This window comes from Demequina sp. NBRC 110051, from assembly GCF_002090055.1.
In the GTDB taxonomy this organism is placed as follows: Bacteria; Actinomycetota; Actinomycetes; order Actinomycetales; family Demequinaceae; genus Demequina.
In genome coordinates this window covers 1-18,005 of record NZ_BBRH01000016.1, presented here as the reverse complement: position 1 = coordinate 18,005, position 18,005 = coordinate 1, and the positions used below count along the sequence as shown (strand labels likewise).

At 69.9% G+C, this 18,005-nt stretch carries 21 protein-coding genes and 1 tRNA gene; 6 read left to right on the top strand and 16 right to left on the bottom strand.

Going from position 1 to position 18,005, the window contains the following annotated elements:
* Positions 1-51: 51 nt before the first annotated feature.
* The 13 genes from B7K20_RS09915 to B7K20_RS09855 all read right to left on the bottom strand — a co-directional run bounded on the left by B7K20_RS09915 (position 52) and on the right by B7K20_RS09855 (position 11,154).
* A complete protein-coding gene (locus tag B7K20_RS09915) occupies positions 52-1,350 on the bottom strand; it encodes an adenylosuccinate synthase (protein WP_084102370.1) in 1,299 nt (432 codons plus the stop codon).
* 194 nt (positions 1,351-1,544) lie between these two features.
* On the bottom strand, positions 1,545-2,564 hold the full coding sequence (gene fbaA, locus B7K20_RS09910) for a class II fructose-bisphosphate aldolase (RefSeq protein ID WP_084102369.1): 1,020 nt from the start codon (positions 2,562-2,564) through the stop codon (positions 1,545-1,547).
* Between the two features lie 141 nt (positions 2,565-2,705).
* Complete coding sequence (locus tag B7K20_RS09905; RefSeq protein WP_084102368.1) at positions 2,706-3,365, bottom strand: metal-dependent transcriptional regulator; 660 nt, start codon at positions 3,363-3,365, stop codon at positions 2,706-2,708.
* A gap of 14 nt (positions 3,366-3,379) precedes the next feature.
* Positions 3,380-4,237, bottom strand: coding sequence for a metal ABC transporter permease (locus tag B7K20_RS09900; RefSeq protein WP_084102367.1), 858 nt, complete (start codon positions 4,235-4,237; stop codon positions 3,380-3,382).
* The gene (locus B7K20_RS09895; protein ID WP_084102366.1) at positions 4,234-4,989 is read right to left on the bottom strand and encodes a metal ABC transporter ATP-binding protein; all 756 of its coding nucleotides are present in this window, start codon (positions 4,987-4,989) and stop codon (positions 4,234-4,236) included. The genes B7K20_RS09900 and B7K20_RS09895 overlap by 4 nt, the downstream gene beginning before the upstream one ends.
* Entirely contained in the window at positions 4,986-5,936 is a 951-nt protein-coding gene (locus B7K20_RS09890) for a metal ABC transporter substrate-binding protein (RefSeq protein ID WP_084102365.1), read from the bottom strand. Before B7K20_RS09890 ends, B7K20_RS09895 begins: the two co-directional genes overlap by 4 nt.
* Before the next feature lie 39 nt (positions 5,937-5,975).
* Complete coding sequence (locus B7K20_RS09885; protein WP_084102364.1) at positions 5,976-6,212, bottom strand: toxin-antitoxin system YwqK family antitoxin; 237 nt, start codon at positions 6,210-6,212, stop codon at positions 5,976-5,978.
* Positions 6,213-6,244: 32 nt separating this feature from the next.
* Complete coding sequence (locus tag B7K20_RS09880) at positions 6,245-6,931, bottom strand: TrmH family RNA methyltransferase (protein ID WP_084102363.1); 687 nt, start codon at positions 6,929-6,931, stop codon at positions 6,245-6,247.
* Positions 6,928-8,112, bottom strand: coding sequence for a formate-dependent phosphoribosylglycinamide formyltransferase (gene purT, locus B7K20_RS09875; protein ID WP_084102362.1), 1,185 nt, complete (start codon positions 8,110-8,112; stop codon positions 6,928-6,930). The genes B7K20_RS09880 and purT overlap by 4 nt, the downstream gene beginning before the upstream one ends.
* 52 nt (positions 8,113-8,164) lie before the next feature.
* Positions 8,165-8,725, bottom strand: coding sequence for a LemA family protein (locus tag B7K20_RS09870; protein WP_084102361.1), 561 nt, complete (start codon positions 8,723-8,725; stop codon positions 8,165-8,167).
* 86 nt (positions 8,726-8,811) lie between these two features.
* Positions 8,812-9,720, bottom strand: coding sequence for a DUF3137 domain-containing protein (locus B7K20_RS09865; RefSeq protein WP_144018630.1), 909 nt, complete (start codon positions 9,718-9,720; stop codon positions 8,812-8,814).
* Between the two features lie 64 nt (positions 9,721-9,784).
* Positions 9,785-10,351, bottom strand: a complete 567-nt coding sequence (gene pyrE / locus B7K20_RS09860) for an orotate phosphoribosyltransferase (protein ID WP_084102359.1) — start codon at positions 10,349-10,351, stop codon at positions 9,785-9,787.
* A 38-nt stretch (positions 10,352-10,389) separates the two neighbouring features.
* Positions 10,390-11,154 (bottom strand): SDR family oxidoreductase, encoded by a 765-nt coding sequence (locus tag B7K20_RS09855; RefSeq protein ID WP_084102358.1) that lies wholly within the window; start codon positions 11,152-11,154, stop codon positions 10,390-10,392.
* A 66-nt stretch (positions 11,155-11,220) separates the two neighbouring features.
* Between B7K20_RS09855 and B7K20_RS09850 the strand changes: the two genes are divergently transcribed.
* Both B7K20_RS09850 and B7K20_RS09845 read left to right on the top strand, forming a co-directional pair.
* Positions 11,221-12,009: an exodeoxyribonuclease III gene (locus B7K20_RS09850; protein ID WP_084102357.1), complete on the top strand. Its 789-nt coding sequence runs from the start codon at positions 11,221-11,223 to the stop codon at positions 12,007-12,009.
* On the top strand, positions 12,006-12,671 hold the full coding sequence (locus tag B7K20_RS09845; protein ID WP_144018629.1) for a septum formation family protein: 666 nt from the start codon (positions 12,006-12,008) through the stop codon (positions 12,669-12,671). The genes B7K20_RS09850 and B7K20_RS09845 overlap by 4 nt, the downstream gene beginning before the upstream one ends.
* 54 nt (positions 12,672-12,725) lie before the next feature.
* Here B7K20_RS09845 and B7K20_RS09840 read toward each other — a convergent pair whose 3' ends face one another.
* The gene (locus B7K20_RS09840; protein WP_144018628.1) at positions 12,726-13,298 is read right to left on the bottom strand and encodes a hypothetical protein; all 573 of its coding nucleotides are present in this window, start codon (positions 13,296-13,298) and stop codon (positions 12,726-12,728) included.
* A 207-nt stretch (positions 13,299-13,505) separates the two neighbouring features.
* On the opposite strand from B7K20_RS09840, the gene B7K20_RS09835 reads away from it, so the two are divergent.
* From B7K20_RS09835 to B7K20_RS09825, 3 genes are read left to right on the top strand one after another with little or no spacing between them, the layout of a single operon-like run.
* Positions 13,506-14,132: a response regulator transcription factor gene (locus B7K20_RS09835; protein ID WP_234985796.1), complete on the top strand. Its 627-nt coding sequence runs from the start codon at positions 13,506-13,508 to the stop codon at positions 14,130-14,132.
* A complete protein-coding gene (locus tag B7K20_RS09830; RefSeq protein ID WP_084102353.1) occupies positions 14,129-15,307 on the top strand; it encodes a sensor histidine kinase in 1,179 nt (392 codons plus the stop codon). Before B7K20_RS09835 ends, B7K20_RS09830 begins: the two co-directional genes overlap by 4 nt.
* Positions 15,304-16,377, top strand: a complete 1,074-nt coding sequence (locus tag B7K20_RS09825; protein WP_084102352.1) for a hypothetical protein — start codon at positions 15,304-15,306, stop codon at positions 16,375-16,377. The genes B7K20_RS09830 and B7K20_RS09825 overlap by 4 nt, the downstream gene beginning before the upstream one ends.
* Positions 16,378-16,452: 75 nt before the next feature.
* Here the strand turns inward: B7K20_RS09825 and B7K20_RS09820 are convergent, their stop codons facing one another.
* Both B7K20_RS09820 and B7K20_RS09815 read right to left on the bottom strand, forming a co-directional pair.
* Positions 16,453-16,845, bottom strand: coding sequence for an SHOCT domain-containing protein (locus B7K20_RS09820; RefSeq protein ID WP_084102351.1), 393 nt, complete (start codon positions 16,843-16,845; stop codon positions 16,453-16,455).
* Between the two features lie 150 nt (positions 16,846-16,995).
* Positions 16,996-17,068 (bottom strand) — tRNA-Arg (locus tag B7K20_RS09815).
* A gap of 200 nt (positions 17,069-17,268) precedes the next feature.
* On the opposite strand from B7K20_RS09815, the gene B7K20_RS09810 reads away from it, so the two are divergent.
* Positions 17,269-18,005 (top strand): helix-turn-helix domain-containing protein (locus B7K20_RS09810; RefSeq protein ID WP_159449385.1); only part of this gene is annotated, 737 nt, incomplete at its 3' end.

The following is an 18,005-nucleotide window of genomic DNA, read 5'->3' as shown; positions in this document are numbered from 1 at the left end:
CGCGCTTCTGTGCGCTCGCGCGCACTCAACGACTCCTGCGGCGCGACCGCGTTAGGCGCCGCGCGCGTGAAGTAGGTCGTGATTGACGATGATCTCGTCGCGGCCCGGGCCCACGCCGATCGCGGAGATGCGGCAGTTCGAGATCTTCTCGAGCGCCATGACGTAGTCCTGCGCCGTCTGCGGCAGGTCCGAGAACTCGCGCGCGGTCGAGATGTCCTCGGTCCAGCCCGGCAGGTACTCGTACACCGGCGTCGCCGCGGCGAACGCGGCCTGGTCCTGCGGCAGCTCCTCGTAGCGCACGCCGTCCACGTCGTAGGCGACACAGACGGGGATCTCCTCGAGACCCGTGAGCACGTCCAGTTTGGTCAGCACCAGGTCGGTCAGACCGTTGATGCGCGAGGCGTAGCGGGCGATGACCGCGTCGTACCAGCCACAACGGCGCTGACGGCCGGTGGTCGTGCCGAACTCGTGGCCCACCCGGGCCAGGAACTCGCCGTTCTCGTCGAACAGCTCGGTGGGCATCGGCCCCTCGCCCACGCGGGTGGTGTAGGCCTTCACGATGCCGATGACCGAGTCGATGCGGGTGGGGCCCACGCCGGAACCCGTCGAGGCGCCGCCCGCGGTCGCGGACGAGGACGTCACGAACGGGTAGGTGCCGTGGTCGACGTCCAGCATGGTGGCCTGGCCGCCCTCGAACAGCACCGTCTCGCCGCGGTCGAGCGCCTGGTTCAAAATGAGCGACGTGTCCGTGACCATCGGCTCGAGCCGGTCGCGGTATTGCAGCAGCTCGTCGGCGACCTCGTCGACCGAGATGGCGCGGCGGTTGTAGACCTTCACGAGCAGGTGGTTCTTCTGCTCGAGCGAGCCCTCGATCTTGTCGCGCAGCAACTGCTCGTCGAAGAGGTCACCCATGCGCAGACCCAGGCGGTTGATCTTGTCGGCGTAGGCAGGGCCAATGCCGCGGCCCGTGGTGCCGATCTTGCGCTTGCCAAGGAAGCGCTCGGTGACGTTGTCCAGCGTGCGGGCGTAGGGAGCGATGATGTGCGCCGCGTTCGAGATCAGCAGCTTGGAGGGGTCGACCCCGCGCTCGATGAGCGCGTCGATCTCCGTGAACAGCACCGAGATGTCGACGACCACGCCGTTGCCGATCACGGGCGTGACGCCCGGCGTCAGGATGCCCGACGGCAGCAGGTGGAGGGCGAACTTCTGGTCACCGATCACGACCGTGTGACCGGCGTTGTTTCCCCCGTTGAACTTCACCACATAGTCGACGCGGCTTCCCAGCACGTCGGTGGCCTTGCCCTTGCCCTCGTCGCCCCACTGGGCTCCGACGATCACCACTCCGGGCATAGCGCCCCACTCCCCTCACCCCGGTCCGTGCCGGGGGCTTGGTGCCGGCCACGCCGGGTGGCGCGAGCCGGTGCCGCCCAACCGATGCGCGACCGTCCCACCCTACGGGAGGCGGCCACGGCATCGGCCGGACGTACGCGAGCCCCGACCAGTCAGTCCGACCGATCGGGGCTCGCGCTTGCCGAATCTCGGACTTAGATCTTCTTGCCCGCGGAGCCGAGCTGCTGCGCGGCCTCCACAATGCGGGCGGCCATGCCGGCCTCGGCAGCCTTGTACCAGGCGCGCGGGTCGTAGGCCTTCTTGTTGCCCCACTCGCCGTCGACCTTGAGGACGCCGTCGTAGTTCTTCATCATGTGGTCGACGACCGGACGCGTGTAGGCGTACTGGGTGTCGGTGTCGATGTTCATCTTGATGACACCGTGCGAGACGGCCGTGGCGATCTCCTCCGCGGTCGAGCCCGAACCACCGTGGAACACGAGGTCGAAGGGCTTGTCCTTGCCGAACTTCGCGGCGGCGGCGGCCTGGATGTCACCGAGGATCTCGGGACGCAGCTTCACGGCGCCGGGCTTGTACGCACCGTGCACGTTGCCGAAGGTCATCGCGGTGAGGTAGCGGCCCTTCTCGCCCAGACCGAGCTTCTCGATCGTGGCGATGCCGTCCTCGGGCGACGAGTACAGCTTGTCGTTGATCTCGGCGCTGTGGCCGTCCTCCTCGCCGCCGACGACGCCGATCTCGATCTCGAGGATCGTCTTGGCGGCCTGCGACAGCTCGAGGAGCTCCTCGGAGATGGCGAGGTTCTCGTCCATCGGTACGGTCGAGCCGTCCCACATGTGCGAGTTGAAGATGGGCGAGCCACCGTTCGCGACCTTGTCGGCCTCGATCTTCAGCAGCGGCTTGAGCCACGAGTCGAGGTAGGTCTTGTGGCAGTGGTCGGTGTGCAGCGCGATGGTGACGCCGTACGAGTCGGCGACCTCACGGGCGAACGCGGCGAGGGCGAGCGAGCCGACGACCTGGTCCTTGATGGTGCCGCCCGAGGCGTACTGACCGCCTCCGACCGAGACCTGCAGGATGCCGTCCGACTCCGCCTCCGCGAAGCCCTGAATGGCTGCGGTGATGGTGGACGACGAGGTGATGTTGACCGCGGGGAACGCGTAGCCGCCGGCCTTGGCGGCGTCCAGCATCGCGGCATACGACTCAACGGTGGCGATAGCCATGGGTTACTCCTGAGCTTGTGCGGATGGAACCGTCGTCCATTCTGTCAGATATTCAGGGGGGTCCGCAGAGGGCCAAGGGTCCTGGTCGCGCAGCGAGGCCCCGCTGCTGCCGCAGGACGGCCCGCGGTCGCCGGTCGAGACCTACACGGGCACGATCAGGATGTGCCCCGCGGCGGCGGTGCCGAGGGTGACGGTGCGGCCCTCGAGGTCGAGCTCCACAATCCCCACCGAGGCCCGATGTGCGCGCACGGTGACCACCGCGCCGATGTCGAGAGCCACGTCCGTGAGGTGGCGCAGCAGGTCGGGGTCGTCGTCCCAGACGCGCGCGACCCGCACCCGCGCGCCCTCGACCACGGCATCCAGCGAGGTGTGGTGCTCGGCGGGAAGGGTGCCGTCTGCGGCCGGGATGGGGTCGCCGTGCGGGTCGTGCGTGGGCTGGCCCAGGCGGGCCGCGAGGCGCTCCACGAAGTCGTCGGAGACCGCGTGCTCGAGCACCTCGGCCTCGTCGTGAACCTCGTCCCAGTCGTAGCCCAGATACTCGACGAGGAACGTCTCGATGAGCCGGTGCTTACGGACCGTGGCGAGGGCGATGGCCCTGCCCTCGTCGGTGAGGTCGACCGAGCCGTAGCGCTCGTGCGTGACGAGGCCCCGGCCCGCGAGCTTGCGCACCAGCTCCGACACGGACGAGGGCGACAGCGACAGCCGCTGCGCGAGGACGCCTACGGTGACGGCATCGTCGGACCACTCCCCGGCGTTGTAGATCGCCTTGAGGTAGTCCTCGGTGACGTTGCCGTCCGCCATGCTCTCTCCTTCGCCTAGACGGGCACCGTACGCGTGCGGCGCCATCGGCGTACCAGCCCGTGGCGCGGACTGAGCAGATAGACCAGCGCGAACACCACTCCCTGCACCACCACCACGAGTCCCCCGGAGGACGCGTTCAGCCAATAGCTCAGATAGATGCCCGCCACCGAGCATAGTGACGACATCACCGGGGCGATCAGCAGCATGCGCGAGAAGCGGTCCGTGAGCAGGTGCGCCGTCGCCCCGGGGATGATGAGCAGCGCCACCACCAGCACCACGCCCACCACCTGCAGCCCCACCACGGCGACCACCGCGAGCAGGACCAGCAGCAGCGTCGCGAGGCGCCGAGGCGACAGTCCCAGGGCGCGCGCGTGCAGGGGATCAAATGCGTAGAGCACCAGGTCGCGGCGCTTGATCACCAGCACCGCGAGCGCGATCGCCGCGAGCACGCCCACCTGCACCACGTCCGACGCGCTCACGCCGAGGATGTTTCCGAACAGGATGTGCGAGAGGTCCACCTGGCTCGGTACCACCGACACCAGGACCAGACCCAACGCGAACAGTGTCGTGAAGACGATGCCGATCGCGGCGTCCTCCTTCACGCGGCTCGTGCCACTCACGGCCCCGATGAGCCCCACCGCGACCAGCCCAAACACCAGCGCCCCGATGGCGAACGGCAGCCCGAACACATACGCCAGCACGATGCCGGGCAGCACCGCATGCGAGACCGCGTCGCCCATGAGCGACCAGCCGATCAGCACCAGCCAGCAGGACAGCACCGCGCCCACCACCGCGGCGATCGCCGTCACCAGCAGCGCGCGCACCATGAAGTCGTATTGAAGGGGCTCGAGGATCAGATCGACGAGGCTCATGCGCCCTCCCCCGTCACATCGACGCCGAAGGCGCGCACCAGGTTCTCTGGCCGCAGCGCCTCGGACACCGCGCCGTGAAAGAGGATGCGGTGAAGCAGCAGCGCCGCCTCGTCCGCGAGCGCGGGGAGGGCGTGGAGATCGTGGGTCGAGACGAGCACGGCGCGGCCGTCGTGAGCGAGGGAGCGCAGCAGCCGCACGATGGTGGCCTCCGAGCGCTTGTCGACCCCCGCGAAGGGCTCGTCGAGCAGCAGCAGCGCGGCGTCCTGCGCGATCGCCCGTGCCACGAAGGCGCGCTTGCGCTGCCCCCCAGAGAGCTGGCCAATCTGCCGGTCGGCGAGGTCCGTCAGCTCCACGCGCGCGAGCGCCTCGTCGACGGCGGCGCGGTCGGCCGCGCGCGCCCGGCGCATGGGCCCCAGGTGCCCGTAGCGGCCCATCGTGACGACGTCGCGCACCGAGACGGGGAAGTCGAGGTCGATGTCCTCGCTCTGCGGCACGTACGCCACGCGCGCCGCGGCCCGGGCCGCCGCGGGTGAGCCGCCCACGACCGTGACAGTGCCGGCATCGGCCTTGACCGCCCCCATCACCGCCTTGAAGAGGGTGGACTTTCCCGAGCCGTTCATGCCGATCAGCCCCGTCACGCGGCCGGGCGCCACCGACAGCGAGCAGCCGTCGAGCGCGACCACGTCGCCGTACCTCACCGTGAGGTCGGTGATCTCGAGCGCGGGTGCTCCCCCTGGGCCGAGCGCGCTCACGAGGCGCCTCCCGTGAGGCCCGCGACGATCGTCTCGGCGTCATAGCGCAGCAGGTCGAGGTAGGTGGGCACGGCCCCGTCGGCCTCCGACAGCGAGTCGACGTAGAGCGTGCCGGCGAGGGTCGCCCCGGTCGCCTCGGCCACCTGGAGCATCGCCTTGTCGGAGACGGTGGACTCGCAGAACACCGCCGGCACCGCGCGGGCCTCGACCTCCTCGATCGCGCCCGCGATCTGCTGCGGGGTCGCCTGCTGCTCGGCGTTGACGGGCCACAGGTAGATCTCCTCGAGTCCCGCGTCGCGCGCGAGGTACGAGAACGCCCCCTCGCACGTCACGAGGACGCGCTGGTCCTCGGGCACCACCTCAAGGTCCACCTCGAGCTCGTCCGCGACCGCCCTCAGTTCCTCCTGGTAATCGGCCCCCCGGCGCGCGTAATCGGCGGCGTTGTCGGGGTCGAGCTCGGTGAACGCGTCGATCATCGCGCCCACGTAGCCCTGCGCGACGTGCGGACTCATCCAGGCGTGAGGATTGGGCAGGCCGTCGTACGCGTCGCCGGCGATCGCGATGGGCTCAACACCCTCCGAGACCACCACATGCGGCGCCTCGACCGACTCGACGAACTGCGCGAACCACGCCTCCAGACCGAGACCGTTGTCGAGGATGAGGTCCGCCTCGGAGGCCTTCGCGATGTCGAGCGGCGTGGGCTCATACCCGTGAATCTCGGCGCCCACCTTGGTGATCGACTCCACCCGCAGGTCGTCGCCCGCGACGTTGTGCGCCATGTCCGCGAGCACGGTGAAGGTCGTCAGCACCAGGGGGCGATCGTCATCGGCCGATGCCGTGGTCGCCTCGAGATCCGCGGCGCACCCCGCGAGCGCGAGGACAGCCGCGAGGGCACCCGCACGACCGCCCGCTGTCGCGGCGGTCGTCGGGCGCAGAGTTTTCGGCATACCGAAAACTCTAGTCCGGCGCGCTGAAGAAGAAAACCGCTACGCGCCGCCCATGTCCGTCACCTTGTAGGGCGCCCCCGCCTTGTCGTACGTGGTCCACTCGCCCACCTGGGCGCCGCGGTCGAAGGATCCCGAGCGCATGAGCGTCCCGTCCTTGCGGAAAAACTCCCAGTACCCGTGCTCGGCTCCCTCGTAAAGCTGGCCGCGGGCCCACAGGGACCCATCGCGGTGGAGCTTCTCGTAGGGCTCGAGGTCGTCGTCGGCGACGTCGGTCATGTGTTCCTCCCGGGTAGTCGAGCCCGCGCGGCTCAGCCCGCGTGGCCCGCGGCGATGTCTCCATGCTGGCCCACCCACGCGTGCATGGCGATGGCGGCCGCGGCCCCCGCGTTGATGGAGCGGGTGGAGCCGTATTGCGCGATGGCGAGGGTCGCATCGGCCGCCCGTCGTACCTCCTCGGTGAGCCCCACGGATTCCTGTCCGAAGACCAACACGCACTCGCGCGGGAGCGCGAACGTCTCGAGCGGCACCGATCCAGGCAGGTTGTCGATGCCGATCACGGAAAGGCCCTCGCCGTGGGCCCACGCGACGAACTCGTCGACCGTCGAGTGGTGCATGACGTGCTGATAACGGTCGGTCACCATCGCGCCGCGGCGATTCCAGCGGCGGTTGCCGACGATGTGGACGCCGCGCGCGGCGAACGCGTTGGCGGTGCGCACCACCGAGCCGATGTTGAAGTCGTGCTGCCAGTTCTCGATCGCCACGTGAAACGGATGGCGCAGGGCGTCGAGGTCGGCGACGATCGCCTCGTGTCGCCAGTACCGGTAGCGATCCACCACATTGCGGCGGTCGCCCTCGCGCAGCAGCTCGGGGTCGAAGTGGTCGCCCGCGGGCCAGGCCGCCTCGCCGCCGGGCCACGGCCCTACGCCGTGCTCGGGGGCCTCGTCTGAGGCGCGGTCGGTCGCGGGTACGGCCGATGCCGTGGCCGGCTCACTCACGCGAGCTCCACCGTCAGGGCGGCAGCGGCCTCTCGAGCGCGCTCGCGCGCCTGACCCACCGAGCCACCACGCGCCACTGTGACGGCGATGCGTCGGCGGCCGTCGACGCGCGGCTTTCCGAACAGGCGCAGGTCGGACTCCTCCACCGCGAGCGCGGCGGCGACGCCGGAGATCACGGGCACGCCCGCGCCCTCGGCCAGGACCGCGCAGGACGCGGCCGGCACCGCATCGATCTCGGCTGGCAGCGGCACACCCAGGATCGCGCGTGCATGCAGGGCGAACTCCGACAGCCGCTGGCTCGCGAGCGTCACCAGTCCCGTGTCGTGGGGACGCGGCGACACCTCGTTGAAGATCACCTCGCCGCCGCGCACGAACAGCTCGACGCCGAACACCCCGTAGCCGCCCAGCGCCTCGGTGACGGCGCCGGCCACCTCGCGCGCACGCCTCATGGTCGCCTCCGGCATGGGGTGGGGCTGCCACGACTCGCGGTAGTCGCCGTCCACCTGCACGTGCCCCACCGGGTCCAGGAACGTCGTGCCGCCCGCGTGGCGCACGGTGAGCTGGGTGATCTCGTAGTCGAAGTCGATGAACGCCTCGACGATCAGCCTGCCCCCCGCGGCCCTCGCCCCGGAGGCGGCGTAGTCCCAGGCGATCACGGCATCGGCCGGGTCCCTCACGACGGACTGGCCCTTGCCGGAGGAGGACATCACGGGTTTCACGACGCAGGGCGTGCCGAGCTCGCCGATCGCGGCCTCGAGTTCCTCGAGCGAGTCCACGAAGCGGTAGGGGGACGTCGTGAGGCCCAGGTCCTCGGCCGCGAGGCGCCTGATGCCCTCGCGATCCATGGTGAGCCGGGTGGCGCGGGCAGTGGGGATGACGGTGGCCTCTCCGGCAGCCTCGACCTCGGCGAGGACGTCGGTCGCGAGCGTCTCGATCTCGGGCACCACCAGATGCGGGCGCACCTCGGCAATGAGCGCGCGCAGAGCCGCGGGGTCGAGCATGTCGAGCACGCGCGAGGAGTGCGCGACCTGCATCGCGGGGGCGTGCGCGTAGCGGTCGGCGGCGATGACCTCGGCGCCCAGGCGCATGAGCTCGATCGCCACCTCCTTGCCCAATTCACCTGCGCCGAGCAGGAGGACGCGGGTGGCGTGGTCAGACAACGGGGTGCCGAGCGTGGTCATGACGACCAGTGTGGCACCGGCCGCAGGCGTCCCATGCGGGACCAGCGGGAACTCAGAACTGGACGTTCGGCGCCTGGCGCGCCGCGGGGTCCTCGGTCTCGAAGTACTCCTCGCGCGTGAAGTGGAACATCCCCGCGATGATGCTGGTGGGGAACACCTCGATCTTGGTGTTCATGGCACGCACGTTGGCGTTGTAGAAGCGGCGGCCGGCGGCCACGCGGTCCTCGGTGTTGGTGAGCTCGGCCTGGAGCTGCAGGAAGTTCTGGTTGGCCTTGAGGTCGGGGTAAGCCTCGGCGACCGCGAAGAGGCGACCGAGCGCCTGGGTCAGCACGTTCTCCTGCTGCGCCTGCTCGGCGGGGCTCGAGCCGGGGGCCGCGGCGATGCTGCGCGCCTGCGTGACCTCCTCGAGCGTCGCGCGCTCGTGGGAGGCGTAGCCCTTGACCGTCTCGACGAGGTTGGGGATGAGGTCGTGGCGGCGCTGCAACTCGACGTCGATCTGGCGCCACGACTCCTGCACCAGGTTGCGCAGTCGCACCAGCGCGTTGTACTGGCCGATGGCCCAGATGATGGCGATGACGACGAGCACCGCCAGCGCGATGAAGAACCACTCCATGGTGCCTACCTCTTCCCTCAGGGTCGCCACCGATGCTAGCGGGGTGGGGGGGCGAGCGGGCTAGGGCTGGGGCGAGCGGGCTAGGGCTACGCGTCGGCCCCCGGCAACGGCTGGCGCCGCGGCGGGTCCGTGTCCTCGACGCCGATTCCCGTGTAGCGCCGTGAGTTCAGCACACCACCCTGCGTGGCCCAGTCCGGGCCCTTCAGCGGTGCGCCGGGCTCGGCCGTGCCATACCCGAGTTCGCGGTACTCGCGAATGACGTGGGCGGGCACCCGTCGCGCGATCGCGGTCACAATCCCCAGCCGCTTGGCGAGATCCTCCGTGCCGCGCCGCCCGGAGCCCCAGACGTAGACGGCGGCTCCCTCGATGCGAATCGAGGCGCCCTCGACGTCGAGCCACGTGAGGCGCTCGACCATGCGGGGGTCGAGCACCGCGTGGGCGTAGCGCGCGTCGGTGGCGCGCACGCGCCAGCGCTCGTTGAACGCGTGCGACTCGACCTCGACATCCTTGCCGCCGAGCGCCTTCAGCACCTGCTGGTACGCGTTTTGCGGCACGATGTCGATGCGCGGCAGCGCCACCGGCAGCTCCGCGAGCGTCACCTGAAAGGCGTGCGTGACGGGGGCGGAGTCCTTATCCGAGCGAGTCTCGAAGACGTGGGAAAAGGTCGCGCACTTCTGGCCGTCATACGTCCCTCGCAGGACCGACTCCTGACGGCGCGCCTCGCCCTCGCTGAACGGGTAGGCCCAGAAGCGCGAGTTGTACTCGTAGGTGCGCGGGAGGTACTCCCAGCCGTGCGTGGCGGCGAACTCGCGCATCTCGTCGCCGTGACGCGCCGCGCGCCACACGTCCCATCCGCCCCAGGCGATCGCGGCGAGCGTGAGCAGCACGCCGAGCGCCCACATCCACGCCATCGAGCCGGTGGTGACCAGCACCACCCCGCTGATCGCGGCGAGGCCCGGCCCTGCCCACCGTCGCGATGCCAATCGAGCGAACATGGCCGCACCCTACCGAGGGTCAGGCGTGTACGGAAGGGGTGTGGCGCATCGGCCGCCCCAAGGCCTAGGCCAGGTCGAGGTCCTCGAGACCGAACAGCGACAGGTACGGCAGGCCCTCGGCCTCGATCTTCTCGCGCGCGCCGGTGTCGCGGTCGACGATCACTGCGACGGCGGCGACGGTCGCGCCGGCCTCGCGGATGGCCTCGACCGCGGTCAGGACCGAGCCGCCGGTCGTGGAGGTGTCCTCCACCGCGACTACGGTGCGACCCGCGATGTCCGGGCCCTCGATGCGGCGCTGCAGGCCGTGCGCCTTGTTCTCCTTGCGCACCACGAAGGCATCGAGGTCGAGCCCTCGGCTCGCGGCGGCGTGGAGCAGGCTGGTCGCGACCGGGTCGGCGCCCAGCGTGAGGCCGCCCACCGCGTCGACGTCGGCGGGGCCAAAGCCGCTGACCTCGAGGTGGTCGAGCAGCACGTGGCCCACGAGCGGCGCGGCGCGGTGGTGAAGGGTGATACGGCGCAGGTCGACGTAGTAGTCGGCCTCCTTGCCGGAGGCCAGGGTGATGCGGCCGTGCACGACGGCGAGTTCCTTGATGAGGTCGCGCAGCTGCTCGCGAGGGGTGCCGGAAGTCATGGCGGCCAGCCTACCGCCGGCCCGTGCCGTGGCCCGGTTCAGCGTTCGCGCATGGACCGCATGCGGCGGGTGAGCGACGACGGGATCGCCTTCGCGAGCGTGCCCGCAACCGCATAGCGGGCCGAGGGCGTCACCACAACGGCCTTGCGGCGCACCGCGGCGAGGGTGGACTCGACCACCTGCTCGGCGCTCAGCCACGCGGCGTCCGGGTACTCCTCGCGCATGTGCGCGAGGCTCTCGCCATCGTGGAAGTGGGTGCGCACCAGGCCGGGGACCACGGCGGTGGCGGTCACGCCCGTGCCGTGCAACTGCGACGCGAGGGCCTGCGTGAAGTCGAGTACCCAACGCTTGTGCGCGGCGTAACTGGTGTTGGCCAGGTGGGCGGCGATCGAGGAGACGTTGACGATCGCTCCGTGACCGCGTTCGGACATGGCCTTGGCGGCCACCTGGGACAGGCGCAGCGGGGCCGTGACGAGGACGTCGAGCATCGCCTTCTCCTGCGTCCACGTGGTCTCGAGCAGCCCCTCACCCAGGCCATAGCCGGCGTTGTTGACCAGCATGCTGATGGGGCGGTCGGGGTCGGCCACGCGGGTCGCGACGGCCTTAAGGCCCTTGGCTGTGGAGATGTCTGCGACGAGTATCTCGACCTGCACGCCCGCGGCACCCCTGATGGTGTCGGCGATCTCGCTCATCGCGTCCCGGTCGCGCGCGACCAGCACCACGTCGTGGCGTGCGGTGGCGAGCTGCCAGGCGAACTCCTCGCCCAGGCCGCGCGACGCTCCGGTGATCAATGCGGTAGCCATGCGGGCCAGCCTACGGTGAGTCGGCACAGGCCGTTTCTCGCCAGAACGGGGCGGTAGCGTGGGCGCATGCGCCTTGCGACCTGGAATGTGAACTCTGTCCGTGCCCGCGTGGACCGGGTGGTCGACTGGCTCGAGAGGTCCCAGACCGACGTCCTCGCGATGCAGGAGATCAAGTGCAAGCCCGAGCAGTTTCCGCGCGAGGCCTTCGAGGCCGCCGGGTACGAGCTCGCCATTCACGGACTCAACCAGTGGAACGGCGTGGCGATCGCGTCGCGCGTCGGGCTTAGCGACGTCGAGACGTCGTTCGCGGCTCAGCCGGGCTTCGCGAAGACCGGCGACCCGGTGGTCGAGGCGCGCGCGATCGGCGCCGTCGCCGGCGGCGTGCGGGTGTGGAGCCTCTACGTGCCCAACGGCCGGGGGCTTGCCGACCCGCACTATGCGTACAAGCTCGCGTTTCTCGAGTCCCTGCGCGAGGCCGCGCGCGACTGGGCGGACGAGCCCACCGCGCTGGTCGGTGACTTCAACGTCGCTCCGCTGTCGACGGACATCTGGTCCGAGACTGACTCCGAGGCCGAGACCCACGTGACCTCCGAGTCTCGCGCCGCGCTCGCCTCCCTTGCCGACGCCGGTTACGAGGAGCTCAGCCGCCGGTTTGTGCCGGACGAAAACAAGTACACCTTCTGGGACTACAAGCAGCTGCGCTTCCCCAAGAACGAGGGCATGCGCATCGACTTCATCTGGGGTTCGCAGCCGCTCGCGGCACGCGCCACTGCGCTCGAGATTCAGCGCGACGAGCGCAAGGGCAAGGGCGCCTCCGACCACGTCCCCGTCGTGCTCGATATCGCCGACGCATGAGCGATCAGTTCGCTCCCCCGCCTCCTGCGCAGGAGTCGCCGGTCTCTCCGGTTCCCGTGACGTCGGCCGATGCCGTGGCTGGCTCGAGTGCGCAGTCTCGCGCGGGCGGGCGTAGGCGCGCGGGCGAGCGTGGGCGGGCGGGCGCGCACGAGCAAGTGGGCACACCTCGCCAGGGCGTCGCCCTGTGGGTGAGGTGGGTCCTCGTCGCGGCCGCTGCCGCTATCCTCGCCGGGCTCGTCTGGTCCGTGGGCCTCATCATCGCCGATGCTCAGGCGGCCCCTGCCGATCCCGACGCCACCGGCGATCTTCACGCGCTCCAGGTCGTTGACGGCATGTGCCTCGAGGATCTCGGCGCCGACGGGCCGACGGGTGAGGCGAGCGTGGTCGAATGCCGCGACCCGCATCGCGGTGAGGTCATCGCCGCCATGACCTATCCCCTTGAGGTCTACCCGGGCACGGCTGCGATCGAGCAGCAGGCGCTGGACTACTGCACCGAGCGCGTGCGGGGGCTCGTGCCCGCCAGCGGGTCGTGGATCGCGTGGACGCCGTCGGAAGACTCGTGGGTGCGCGGGGACCGCACGGCGCTGTGCATCGTCACGAGCCCCGAGCCCACCACCGGCTCAGTGGTGCCGTCACCGCCCATCGAAGGCGAGACCGCCTGACCCGGTTCGGGGTTGCGGTGCTGCGGTGCTGCGGTGCTGCGGTGCTGCGCGGGGCTAGGCGACCGCGGGACGCCGCGTCGAGATCGCGGCGTGGACGTTGGAGTCGCCCACGGACGCGAGCCACTCGAGCAGGCTGGCCGGTGTCGCGGGGTTGCCCGCGATGATGGCGCGCATCTCGGAGTGCGCATAGGCGATGCGCGCGAGTTCCTGCGGCGACGCGGTCGGGTCTGCCGCCCTGATGCGCAGCAGGCGAGCCGCCGGCGAGCCCTCCGTCGCTGACGCAACCGGGATCACCGACGAACGCCTGACGTCCACGGCGCCGACGACCGGTCCCGCCTGGGAGGCACCGTCGAGCCCGCCCGCACGGCGTGCCACGACCGCGTCGCGCACAATGACGCCGAGGATCGCTGCCGGCAGCAAGGGGAACAGCCACAGGAAGGGCGGGTAGAGAACGTCCGCACGCTGGGCCAACACGATGGCCGCGACGATGAACGCGGCGGCGCCGACGGCAAAGGTCAACTGTGAGCGGAGCGTCAGCGTCACAAACCGAATCGTGCCCGCTGCCGCGGCCGCTGCGAACAGCACCCCCGTGATAAGGAGCATCCACTCCTCACCTGACCAATACATGCGCCCTCCCCCTTTTACCCGAGCGCGTACCGTCGCCGCCACCACGTCACGTCGTTGCGGTGAGGGGGGCGGCCTGCGATGGCATCAGGCCGCCCCACCGATCTCAGACTGGCAGGCACGCAAGGGGCCGTAAAGCCCACACTTATGTGGGCACCGGGCCGAGTGTCGGCACCCCGCGCTATCGTGTGCCCATCGGAAGGAGCGGCGTTGCACCAGGCACGACGGATCGCGTTGGTCGAGGACCATGCGCTGATGGCCCTTGGCTTTCGTGACCTCATGGCGCGGGTGGACGACATCGACCTGGTGGCCTCGGCCGCAACCGTGGACGAACTCCCCGACGAACAGATCGATCTCGTCGTCCTCGACCTGAGGCTCGCCGACGGCTCCACGCCCGCCGCCAACGTCGCGGCGCTGCAGGAGCGTGGCGCGCACGTCCTCATCTACACCGGGGCCGAGGACCGCCTGCTGATCCAGTCTGCCGCACGCTCAGGAGCGCTGGGCCTGGTGCGCAAGTCGGCGCCTCCCGACCAGCTCCTGGAGGCCATCCGCACGGCGGCCGACGGCGGTGAGGTGTTCTCCACTGAATGGGCGGCAGCCATCGACGCGGCCGCGGACCTGGGTGACGCCGGGCTATCGGACCGTGAGGCCGAGGTCCTCGCCATGTACGCGGCGGGCGAGACGGCCCAGTCCGTGGCGCTGCATCTCGGCATCTCGCGCGCCACGGTCGCCGACTACGTGATCCGGATTCGGCGCAAGTACTCCGAGGTGGGCCGCCCCGCCGCCTCCCGCGTGGACCTCTATCGCCGCGCGCGCGAGGACGGCATCCTCGAATGACGGGAACGCTCGACCACTCCGCGCGCGACCGCGTCCAGCGCATGCTCTACATGGCGACGGGGATCGCCGCCGCGGTCTTCGGGCTCTTGATGCTGTCCGGCTCCAGCGGCATTCTCGCCTCCCTGACGCAAATGGCGCCGTGGTACACAGCCCTCTCGCTGCTTGTGGTCGTCGGGCTCCAGGTCGCCATCGGCGCCACCGCCTTTGTCCTGCCCCTCACGACGCTCCACCGGATGGCGACCGTCGCCGTCGTCGGATTCCTGGTGGTGCAGGTGCTGTGGGTGCCCGCGATGCAGGTCGACGTGCTCGCGAACGACGGCGAGCCGTGGCTCCAGGGAGTCAACGCGATCGCGTCGACGCTCGCGGGCGTGAGGTGGCGCACCCGGTGGGTCTGGGCCTTCCCGGTGCTGCAGGGACTGCTCGTACCGATCATCCAGTTGCAGACCTCGGAAAGGACACTGCTGGACGCCGGGTTGGACGGCCTGGGTTCCGTGCTCTTTTGCTCCATCGTCACGGGGATGGCCTTCTCCGCGGTCCAGGCGGCCGACCGCCAGGACCGCGCCGCTCGCGACACCCGCGCGCTCGCGTCGATCGAGGCCGCCCGGCGCACCCGCGAACGCGAGGAGGCTCGCATCAACGGGATCGTTCATGACGACGTGATGTCGGTACTCCTCACCGCCTCCCGGGACGCGTCGCCCGCGCAAGTTGCCGGCTCTGCTCGCGAGGCCATCGCGGCCGTGCAGCAGATTTCCCGGCCCGCATCCGCGCGCGAGGGCGGCTACGGTGCAGCGGAGGTCATCGCCGCGCTTCGCTCGGTGCCGGCCGACGGTGCCATTCCCGTGGCAGTTCACCACTCGGTCGGAGACTGCCCCACGGTTCCCGCCGATGCAGTCGAGGCCCTCGTCGAGGCCGTCGGGGAGGCGCTACGCAACGTCGCCCGGCACGCGGGGGTCGATGCCGCGGTGACGCTCACCCTTCGCGCGGACCACGACGGCGTCATGGCGGAGGTCGCCGACACGGGCCATGGGTTCGACACCTCCGCCGTCGACCCGCTGCGCCTAGGCCTGCGCATCTCTATCGAGGAACGCATGGCCGCGGTGCCCGACGGGAGCGCGCGCGTGGAATCCGCTCCAGGACGCGGCACCACCGTGACCCTCGCGTGGAGTCCCTCATGACGGTCACCTCCCCCAGCACTCGCGCACCGATCGACCCGGCCCGCCTCATCGCCTTCACGAGCACCGAGGGCCGCGCCATCATGCTGCTATTCATCGTGACGAACGCGGCGTTCGCGTGGGGCACCGTGGGCTTTGCGGAGCGACCCTGGCAGACGGCCTACGCGCTTGCGCTCGTGGCGGCGGGCGGGATCCTCATCGTCGTTAAGCACCCCTACCCCTACCCGTGGCGATACACGGCCGCGATCCTTGGCATTGTGCTGGCCTCGAACGCGCTGGTCTTCGACACGCTGCGCGACGGCGGCGAGCTGGGGCGCGCCACGTGGAACCTGGGCGCGAATACGTGGCTGCTGTTCTTCCTCACGATCCGCGGCCGCCCGTGGGCGGCGTGGATCGGCATGGCCGCCATGATCGCCGAGACGGCGGTGTGGGCCGCGGCCACCGATCGCGGCGTGATGGCGGGCGTCTCGATGTGCTCCAACCATGTGGGCATCCTGCTGGTGGGCACGCTCTTCGCGGGCCTGCTCAAGCGCACCGCCGCGCGGATCGATGCACTGCGAGAGCGGGCGCTCACCGCGGCCGCCGAGACCGCAGCCGCAGATGCCGGCATCGAGATCCGCCGCGCCCGCATGGAGGAGCTCGCCGCACTTGCCCTGCCGCACCTCGAACGGATCTCCGCCGGCGGTCCCTTCTCAGACGACGAGCGTGCCGCGTTTGCCCGCACCGAGGCGCGCTTGCGCGACGGCGTGCGCGGCCGCGCGCTCGCCCTCCCGGAGGTCGTCGAGGCCACCGAGGAGGCTCGGGCCCGCGGCGTCTCGGTAACAATCCTCGACGACCGCGGCGAGGTCATCGACGACGGCGACGCCCTCGCCCGCATGGTCGAGGTCATCGTGCGCACGCTGAGGTCAGCCTTCTCGGGCTCCGTCACCGTGCGACTCCAGCCGCGCGGGCGCGACAGCGTCCTCACCCTGCTCCACGTCGACGGGGACGAGGCGACCCGCATCGCGCTCGACGAGCACGGTCACCCGGTGGGCCCCCGTACGGACGCCGCCCACGGCATCGGCCGCCCGTAACACCCCACGAAACGACTCGAGGCGGCACCGGCGACTCAGTCGCTGGTGCCGCCCCGAGCGGACGGGTTGCGTCAGTTACTTCGCGAGCGCCTTCGCCTTGATGGCGTCGAACTCGGCCTGCGTGATCGCGCCCGAGTCGAGCAGCTCCTTCGCAGCCTTGATCTCGCCGGCGGCGCCGGCCTCGCCCATCAGACCCTTGGTGTACTCGACCTGAGCATCGTGCGCGGCCTGCATCGCGGCCACGTCGCGCTTGGCCATGCCCTTGCCGCGCGCGATCAGGTAGATCAGGACGCCCAGGAAGGGGAAGAGGATGACGACGATGAACCAGATGGTCTTCGCGAAGCCGCCCAGCGAGCGGTCGCGGAACAGGTCACCGATGACGCGGAACAGGACGACGAAGAAGGCGACGACGACCATGATCCACAGGGTGAACAGCAGGATCGAGAGGAAGTTCTCGAAGAATTCCATGGTGTGCTCCTTGGGAGATACGGACACCCGCACTCCGCGGGACCGGCACCACACTAGCGGACCACCGGTCAGACGATCTCAGCCACGAGAAGGATCGCCCCTGACAACGACGAAGGCCCCCGCCAATGGGCGGGGGCCTTACGTGTGAAGCGCGCCCGGAGGGATTCGAACCCCCAACCTTCTGATCCGTAGTCAGATGCTCTATCCGTTGAGCTACGGGCGCACGGTCCGTGAGGACCGAGACACAACTATACAGGCTCGGGCGGCGGTCCATGACCACGGCGCCCGTTCCATGCGTCGTCGCGGGGCGGAGACGGTGGTGTCTGATCTCAGGACATCGTTTACGTATGTCTCGAGACATCGTTTACAGGTGGGTTCTCGCCAGGATGGGTCATGGCGAGCGCGGACAAGAATCGGGTCATCGTGGTGGCGGTCATCGAGGGTGGCCTGTCGATATCGGAAGCGGCACGACGCTTCGGCGTCACACGCCAGTGGGTCCATCGACTCCTCGCGCGCTATCGGGCCGGCGGGCTTGACGCGCTCGAGCCACGCTCGCGTGCTCCACGCTCGTCGCCATCGGCGATACCTGATGAGCTGCGACAGACGGTGATCGCGATGCGCGACTCGCTCGTCGCGGACGGGTGGGACGCGGGCGCCGACTCCATCAGGGACCGTCTCATCGTCCAAGGCGTGACACCTCCGTCGAGGGCAACCGTGCACCGCATCGTGGTCGCCGCTGACAGGGTCATCGCGCAACCCAGGAAACGGCCCCGTTCGTCATGGATACGGTTCGAAGCGGCCGTGCCGAACGAGACATGGCAGTCCGACATGACGCACTGGCACCTGGCGGACGGCACGGCCGTGGAGATCATCTCGTGGATGGACGACCACTCGCGGTTCCTGCTGCACATCTCCGCGCACAAGGTCGTCACCGCACCCATCGTGACCGAAACATTCCTGGAAACAGCCCGCATCCACGGGCTACCCGCCTCAACCCTGACCGACAACGGCCTGATCTACACCACCCGCTTCGCTGCGGGCAAAGGCGGCCCGAACCACTTCGAACACGTCATCGAAGCCCTCGGCATTCGTTCCAAAATGAACGGCCATCCCCGGCCACCCGCAAACCCAAGGCAAGATCGAACGCTTTTCCACCAAAA